The 7,856-nt window shown below is 30.3% G+C and carries 8 protein-coding genes; 3 read left to right on the top strand and 5 right to left on the bottom strand.

The genetic code is table 11. The features are described from left to right. The 4 genes from AADI82_RS11840 to AADI82_RS11825 form a co-directional block, all read right to left on the bottom strand. Positions 1 to 999: M28 family metallopeptidase (locus tag AADI82_RS11840; RefSeq protein WP_341216640.1), on the bottom strand; the 999-nt coding region annotated here is incomplete at its 3' end. Positions 1,000 to 1,073: 74 nt separating this feature from the next. Then, complete coding sequence (locus AADI82_RS11835) at positions 1,074 to 2,126, bottom strand: M28 family peptidase (RefSeq protein WP_341216639.1); 1,053 nt, start codon at positions 2,124 to 2,126, stop codon at positions 1,074 to 1,076. Between the two features lie 132 nt (positions 2,127 to 2,258). Beyond that, positions 2,259 to 2,618: an FUSC family protein gene (locus tag AADI82_RS11830; RefSeq protein ID WP_341216638.1), complete on the bottom strand. Its 360-nt coding sequence runs from the start codon at positions 2,616 to 2,618 to the stop codon at positions 2,259 to 2,261. 112 nt (positions 2,619 to 2,730) lie between these two features. Continuing rightward, complete coding sequence (locus tag AADI82_RS11825; RefSeq protein WP_341216637.1) at positions 2,731 to 3,498, bottom strand: DUF3108 domain-containing protein; 768 nt, start codon at positions 3,496 to 3,498, stop codon at positions 2,731 to 2,733. Between the two features lie 187 nt (positions 3,499 to 3,685). Here AADI82_RS11825 and AADI82_RS11820 point away from each other — a divergent pair, with 187 nt between their 5' ends. From AADI82_RS11820 to AADI82_RS11810, 3 genes are all read left to right on the top strand, one after another. After that, a complete protein-coding gene (locus AADI82_RS11820; protein ID WP_341216636.1) occupies positions 3,686 to 4,525 on the top strand; it encodes a universal stress protein in 840 nt (279 codons plus the stop codon). 182 nt (positions 4,526 to 4,707) lie between these two features. Next, entirely contained in the window at positions 4,708 to 5,046 is a 339-nt protein-coding gene (locus AADI82_RS11815) for a DUF4870 domain-containing protein (RefSeq protein ID WP_341216635.1), read from the top strand. 324 nt (positions 5,047 to 5,370) lie between these two features. Then, positions 5,371 to 5,973, top strand: a complete 603-nt coding sequence (locus tag AADI82_RS11810) for a transposase (RefSeq protein WP_341216634.1) — start codon at positions 5,371 to 5,373, stop codon at positions 5,971 to 5,973. 91 nt (positions 5,974 to 6,064) lie between these two features. Here the strand turns inward: AADI82_RS11810 and AADI82_RS11805 are convergent, their stop codons facing one another. Continuing rightward, a complete protein-coding gene (locus AADI82_RS11805; protein WP_341216633.1) occupies positions 6,065 to 7,615 on the bottom strand; it encodes a phospholipase D family protein in 1,551 nt (516 codons plus the stop codon). Positions 7,616 to 7,856: the final 241 nt, after the last annotated feature.

Genomic DNA, 7,856 nt, shown 5'->3' with positions numbered 1-7,856 from the left:
ATCCACCTTCACTCTCTCATCTCTATTAGCCAACTCCCAAGCAGTATGAAAAACTAATTGCGTTCGTGTTTCTAAAAACTTGTAGTTTATTTTATCTGGTGTGTCCGATGGTCTGTGGTAATCAGCATGTGTACCGTTAAAATAAAAGATAACAGGTATATTGTTTTTTGCAAAGTTGTAATGGTCTGAACGGTAATAAAAACGATTGGGGTCATTATCATCATTATAGGTGTAATCAAATTCTAGATTAACATATTTTTTATTGACAGCTTCAGAAACATTGTGTAACTCTTTACTCAATTTATCCGAACCAATTAGATACAAATAATTTTTACCGTTTTCATGTTTTGTGTCTACACGACCAATCATATCTATATTTAAATTGGCAACGGTATTTGCTAACGGAAAAATAGGATCTACATCGGTGTAATAACGAGAACCAAATAAACCAATTTCTTCGCCAGTTACATGTAGAAAAAGTATAGAGCGTTTAGGTCCATTGCCATCTTTTTCTGCTATTTTAAAAGCTTCGGCCATTTCTAAAATGGCTACGGTACCAGAACCATCATCGTCAGCTCCATTATTTATATCTCCGTTTTGCGACACTCCAATATGATCTAAATGCGCAGATATTACTATAATCTCATCTGGCTTTTCAGAGCCTTTTATAAAAGCAACAACATTTTCTGAGGCTTTAGCTTTACCATTAAAAAAATCTTCTGGAATTTCCTGAAAATAATCACCGTCTGCAATTGGTGAAGGAATTCCATTGTCTACATAATGTTTTTTTATAAATTCGATAGCTTTTTTTTGTCCAGATTCACCAGTTCTTCTACCTTCAAATTCATCTGATGCGTAGGTGTAAAGCATCTCTTTTAACTCACTTTCAGTAATGGTTTTCGCATAATCTGTTACATGTTTTTTTACATTTTTATTATGCGAAGTGCTACAAGAAGCTATTAAAATGACAGCGCAAAAAAGAAAACCTAATTTTTTCATTATATTATTTATAAGAGTTAGTTTTTATATTACGATATTACAAAAAAGGGAAGAATTATAATTGGTATTTATATTTATTTTAAGAACTCATTGTCTTCATCTTTAGCAATACGATGTTCTTGATTGGCTAATTGCCACGCAGTTGCAAAAATAAGTTTGGTTCTAATTTCTAATAATTCGTAGTCTATTTTGTCTGGAGTGTCTGTAACTTCATGATAATCATTGTGTTCTCCATTAAAGTAAAAAATAACAGGAATGTCGTGTTTTGCAAAGTTGTAATGGTCAGAACGTGTGTAATAATGATTTTTTTCACCTTCAACATTATATCTGTAATCTATATTGATATTAAAGTAGGAGTTATTAACTTTTTCTGAAGTGTAATGCAGCTCTTTACTTAATCTATCTGAGCCAATTAAATAAATATAATTTTTATTATTTAAATGAGCATCATCAACTCTTCCAATCATATCAATATTAAGGTTTACAACAGTATTTTTTAAAGGGAATATAGGGTTTTGCGTGTAATATTCTGAGCCTTGTTTACCAATTTCTTCTGCTGTAAAATGAAGAAATAAAATACTCCTTTTTGGTCCGTTACCATTATTTTTTGCTTGATTGAATGCTTGAGCAATTTCCATTATTGCTACGGTACCAGAGCCATCATCGTCGGCGCCATTATGTATTTCTCCGTTTTCTGAAACTCCCAAATGGTCAAGATGCGCCGATATAATTATGATTTCTTCTGGTTTTTCTGAACCTTTAATGAAAGCCAAAACATTTTCTGAAGCTTTGGCTTTTCCTGAAAAGAAATCTTCTGGAATGGTTTGGTAATAATTAGAATGTCCTAAAGGAGATTTTATGTTTTCCTTTTGATAATAAGATTTAAGAAATTGAGCTGCTTTTTTTTGGCCAGCCTCACCTGCTTTCCGGCCTAGAAAGTCATCAGACGAAAATTCATATAAATGAGTGCTCAATTCTTTTGCAGATATGGTGTTGGCATAATTAACAGTAAGAGTACTATCTGCTAACTCAATGCTATCTTTAAGGTTTTTAATTTTGGTGGTGTATTTGGTTGTTGCACACGTACCAATAAGAGTAAATGTAAAAAGTATATAAAAAGTTTTCATGTGTGTTAATAGCTGTTTTAAGTATCACATGTAACTTACAATTAAATCATTCTCTTGGGGCGAGAAAATTATTAGTATGTTCGTTTCATTTTTTTAAATTGGGTGCAAATATATAATAAAAGAAGAAAATACTTATTCATCAATGCTAATATCTTCAATTTCAATCTCATCAATTTCTAACTCGTTTAATTCTTCAATGGCTTCTTCCTCAGATTTTGCTTCTTTTTTTTCTAAAGCTTCAGTGTTTGCAACTTCAACGGTATTAAATAATGATTTATAGGTAGTTATAGCTAGCGCAATTATGGTTAATAAAAAGGTGAATTGGATAATTTTTTTTACTTCTCCACTTTTTTTTGAAAGATAAAAAGCAATTACCCCACAAATAAGTGCAATAATAGATGGTATTATTGCCAAATTTGAAAGCGGTAAAACAGATAAAATAATTGCTAAAACCGAAGCTATAATGGCTAAAATTGTAAATAGTTTTTTCATGTGTTTGTTTTATAGTTTTTAATGTTTATACGCAACCTTTGATGGTTTAAATAATCATTATATTGTGTGTAAAAGATTGTGTTAATCATGTCGGTTTCATTTTTTTTATACGTTAATGCTTTAAACCTGTAGCAGATTTTATTTTTAATTCTCCATTGCCAACAGGAATTTTAAATTTTCCGTAAACAGGAATTTTATTTTCATCGGCGGTAAGCCATAAAAAATTACTGTTTTTACCCTTTAGTACATTGGTTTGACTAGAACCAATTGCTAGTTTGTAGCATTCCTTTTTTCCAATGGCTGTAGTTATGGTTTCTTTTCCTAAATAGGTTATTTGTCCTTTAAATTCTTCTCTATCAAAAATAATAGTTAGCGATTTGCTAGCTCCAACAGGCATGTTTTTGTAATCAAATAATCTTAATGTATAAAGCGTTGAAACAATATCTTTTGTTCCAGAATTTATGGCTATGTTTTTATTTTCTTCGTAATTGTTTTTCTTTTTTAATTGAGATTTAACTGTTTTAGTTTTATGGCTAAAAGTATATTTCATGTACTTGTAATAGCTCCCCTCATTAATATCGCGTTTGTACAAATAGGGTGTTAGCGTTTTTGGGTTTACATAGCTTTCATACAAATCTCTAATCTTAAAAAAATTATCCCACTTACTATACGTTGCAGCAGTACATTTTAATTTTAGTAATGTAGCTTTTGATGTTTTTATGTTGCTGGTTTCCATGGAAACTTCGGCTATATCTGTTAAAATACCAGACATATTATAGGCCGCTGTGTAAGTAAGTTTTTCGTTAGCAATAATAGCATCATTCTGCGCATTTAAGCTGAAAGAAAGGAGGGTGAAAACAACAAAAAATCTGAAAATCATATTAGAACTTTTTCAATGTTTATAATAAATTAATTAACATTCATTATGCCGAAAAATACAATGCTTTATAATATTATGCTAATTTTTTTTATGGTTTAAAGGGAAGTATATATTGCAACTGACAATTGTCATAGTTTTACTTTGATTCTCATATTATATTTACATAGTAATCCATTTTATACTTTTTATGAAAACAATACTATTACCTACAGATTTTTCTAAAAACTCAATTAATGCTATTGATTATGCAATAGAACTGTTTAAAGATGTTGAGTGTTGTTTTTACTTGCTTAATGTGCAAAAAGCATCGTCTTTTATATCAGATGATATGATGGTTGTATCGTCGTCAGCAACCATTTATAAAACTATAATTGATGCTGCAAAAAAGTCAATCTCAAATATTATTTCTAAAATTGAAAAAAAGCATCATAATAAAAAGCATCAATTTGTTTCTGTAGTGGATTATGATAATTTTATCGATTCTATAAATCAAGTATCAAAAAAACATAAAGTAGATTTAATTGTTATGGGTACCAAAGGTGCTTCTGGTTTAGAAAAAATAATTTTTGGAAGTAATACGGTTAGAGTTATACAACGATGTAATATGCCAGTTTTAGCTATTCCAGATGGTTGTAAATTTAAAAATGCAGGTAATATTGCCTTTGCCACTTCAAACTCTAAACAATTTAATGAAGATGAGTTTAAACCATTGAAAGAAATTATGGCACTTAGAAATTCTAAATTAGATATTCTTCACCTTGCAGACCAACACCATTTGGCTTATAATGCTTATGATAATATGGAGTTTTTTAGCACTCATTTTAATAAGGCTAAGCATGAGTTTATTGATACCACAAGTAACGATATGTTTAACACCGTTCATAAGTATATTATTAACAACGATATAAAAATACTCGCTATGATGAACAAAAGGCACTCTTTTTTAGAGCGTTTATTTACAAGACATGATGTTGAAACATTTGCTTTTAATATCGATGTTCCCTTTTTTGTTATGCAATATAAATAGCCTTTCTATATATTGTAATTAGTGTTTTTGTTTTTCTAAAGTAATTTATTACTGTTTATTTATACTTCAAATTAAGTTGTAAATAAATTTTACAACCTACTAATTTTAAACAATATTTTCAAAAGATGTAACATTTTCTTGATTGGAACGTCAAATAAGTATCAATCAAAAAAAACACCATCATGAGGCAAGATAATCAACTTTTAGTCATCACACATTTAAGTCAATTAATTACAATTATTACAGGTTTTGGTAGTTTAATATTACCGCTGGTACTTTGGCTTACACAAAAAGAAAAAGTGTATCAAATGGATGCACACGGTAAAAACATTATAAACTTTCAATTAAGTTTAATTGTATATGCTATTATATGTATTCCTTTAATTCTATTATTTGGCTTAGGTTTATTAGGCTTTATAGTTTTAGGAATTATATCTATAGTTTTTCCTATTATTAATGCTATAAAAGCAAGTAATGGAGAAACACCAACTTACCCTTTATCTCTTAATTTTATTAGTTAGTGAATTTCCGTGCAGACGGAAATCTTTTAAAGATAATTCTTTATTAGATTTACGAGATAAATTAAAATGCTCATCAATTGATGAGCATTTTTTGTTTGAATATAATGTAATTTCGAGTGCTCCGAATTTACTTCGAGATCTATCGAGAAGTTGGGCGTTACCCTAAAGGGGAAGGCTTTCCGCTATATCTTTTTTTCTCGTACCTCAAAAAAGGATGCCGCTGCAATCCTTAACACACTTATTTGCAAACTTATATTATTAAATCGGAAAGTTGTTTTATTTTAGGACGGGTCAGGTTACAGTAGTGGCGAGAATTATGCCTTTTTGGAACGTAAGGGACTAGAGAGTTTTATCCCGCCCCATGGTACTTATAAAGGCGGACCAGAGGGGTTCATTTATAATGAAAATCACGACCATTATGTTTGTCCAGAAGGTCATATCATTCCCTTTAAAAAAGTGTTTTTAGATTATAGAACCCAAACAAAGAAGAAAGAATATCGCAATTCCTCAAAGGTTTGTAAAGGTTGTCCAATAGCATTACAATGTCTAGGTAAATCAGCAAAAGAAAAGAAGTTTTCTGTTACTTATTATAGAGCGGAATATCAGCACAACAATACCCGTGTAAATAGTAAACGAGGTCGGTATATGAAAGGCAAACGACAAAGCACAGTAGAACCAGTATTTGGAACCCTTACCCAGTTTATGGGACTCAGAAAAATTAATACCATTGGTATAGAACAGGCCAATAAGGTGATGCATTTGTCAGCCATGGCCTATAATCTGAAAAAGTATTTAAAATTCACTCAAAAACGTGTAAAGAGTGAAGCAGGAATGCTTGCTTTAATCAATTTTATAAAAATGGCTTGCAGAGAAGCAAATAGATTGCTTTTAAGGGTATTTAAAAATCCAGAAATTGTGATGCTCTAAAAAAGAAAAGCGCCTTAAAAAGAAGCTTTTGAGCTAAAGTAAATGTTTTTTAGTGCTTTGTGCAACGATTACCATTGTTAGCAATAGTTTTTTATTCGATTGGAAACCCTTCTTTTTTCAGTTCTTCCAATTCTGTTTTATTGAATTTATCTACGATTAAATCCATTTTTCTTTTGTCTTTCCTTTTATGATAAACCCAATTATATATTGCACCTAATTTTGACTGTCCTTTATACCATTTTCCTTCTGGATTTCTTTTCTTGTCGTAGCGAAATGATTTCCACTCTTCGGTTTTATCAACCGACCTAGATGCTACTTCCCATTTTAATTCTTCTTTAAAACTTTTTCTCCAAGCATCTTCTACTTTTAATTGAAGTTTTTTAGGTATTTTTTTTCTATTAGGTGAAACTTGATGATTGAACCTATTTCTAAAATTAACTTTTGAAGGGTTTTCCGATACAAGAAGTTCATTAGCAAACCTCTCAACAACATCCTTTGTAGAGCGACTTGTATCTTTAAAGTGAAAACCTAAATCATTAATTATTTTTTTTAATTCAAGTTTCTTTCCTTTTTTGTTTTCTTGTCTCACATAGACTAACCAAGTTCCTAGCTTTTTCTCATTGTAAACATAACGATGGTTCATTCTAATGTCCTCCTTATCTAAAAGCGCATCCAACAAAACATCTAACCATTCTTCTTCAATGTTCTGATATTTAAGTTTTTTAGCGTCGCCAAAGTAAAAGCCTGCTTGTTTTAATTTCTCAAAATGTTCTTTTGGAATTATCTTTTTTACATAAAAAATCTTCTGTTTCCTATACCAAGTATACAATCTGTAATTTCCATTGTCTTTTGCAACTGTGTTCCTATTCTCAGCTTTAGAATAATCCAAATATTCTTGAAATAATTCATTCCAATTATCTAAATAACTTTGAGTAACTGTTTCCTCGTAAATAGAACGACTTCTGTAAGTTTTTGGGGTTTTAAGATTTCCTATTTCCTCTTTATCAAATTTGTTTCTTTTACGATTACCGAAAAGGCCTTTATTTTTATTCGTGATATAAAAATCATCTCTAGTTTCGTGTTCTCCAAAAACAAATCCTGAATTTATTAAGTCATCTAAAACTTCTTTATTTAATTTTTCCACGTTGTTATCCGTACCATCGAGAATTGTTGAGAAATAATCAAAAAATTCTCGTTTAAATTTTTGACCTTGACTATCAGTCGTTGTGAATTCCATTAACGTAGATGCTTCAACATTGTCAAAAAGTCCAGGTTTCGTTAAATTAGATGAACCAGTAATAAATCTAGTTTTTGTTTTACCTTCAAAAAAATAGATTTTCGGATGAAACATAATAGAACTACTAGTACAAAAAATCCAAGTTTGAATTTTGTTTTCAATCATAAATTCTAAAGCCTCTCGAGACGTTCCTTTTTCGACAATGCCTAAATAAAACTTTAAGGATTTACCGTCATTTTTAGCTTGTAGTAATTCATTTTTAATTGCATTTATACCTGACATTTTCGTGAATGCAGAAAATGCCGTAAATGAGTTATATAAATTATCATTTAGCGAACTACAAATATAATCGCCAACAGTATTTTTATTGCCTTTTATTCCGTGTCCTATAAATTCAACTCTCATATTTTCTAGGTATACCCAAAATTATTGCTAACCCGCAAAGTATAAGGTTCGTGGATGCGCAGCATCCACGTTGGAACCGCTTGCTGCGTTCTATGAATCTTATAGCTTGTTATAGGTAGTAGTTAGCATAAGGGTTTTCAATTAGTTAATAAATATACTAAAAGTTAGTCAGAGTGCGGTCTATACTTTGCGGGTTAGGAAGAATAAGCAAACAGTGGAAATTTTAAATTTTATGATTAGC

The organism is uncultured Wocania sp., from assembly GCF_964021735.1.
GTDB lineage: Bacteria > Bacteroidota > Bacteroidia > Flavobacteriales > Flavobacteriaceae > Wocania_A.
The sequence above is the reverse complement of the archived record's forward strand: the minus strand, read 5'-3'. Positions and strand labels throughout refer to the sequence as shown.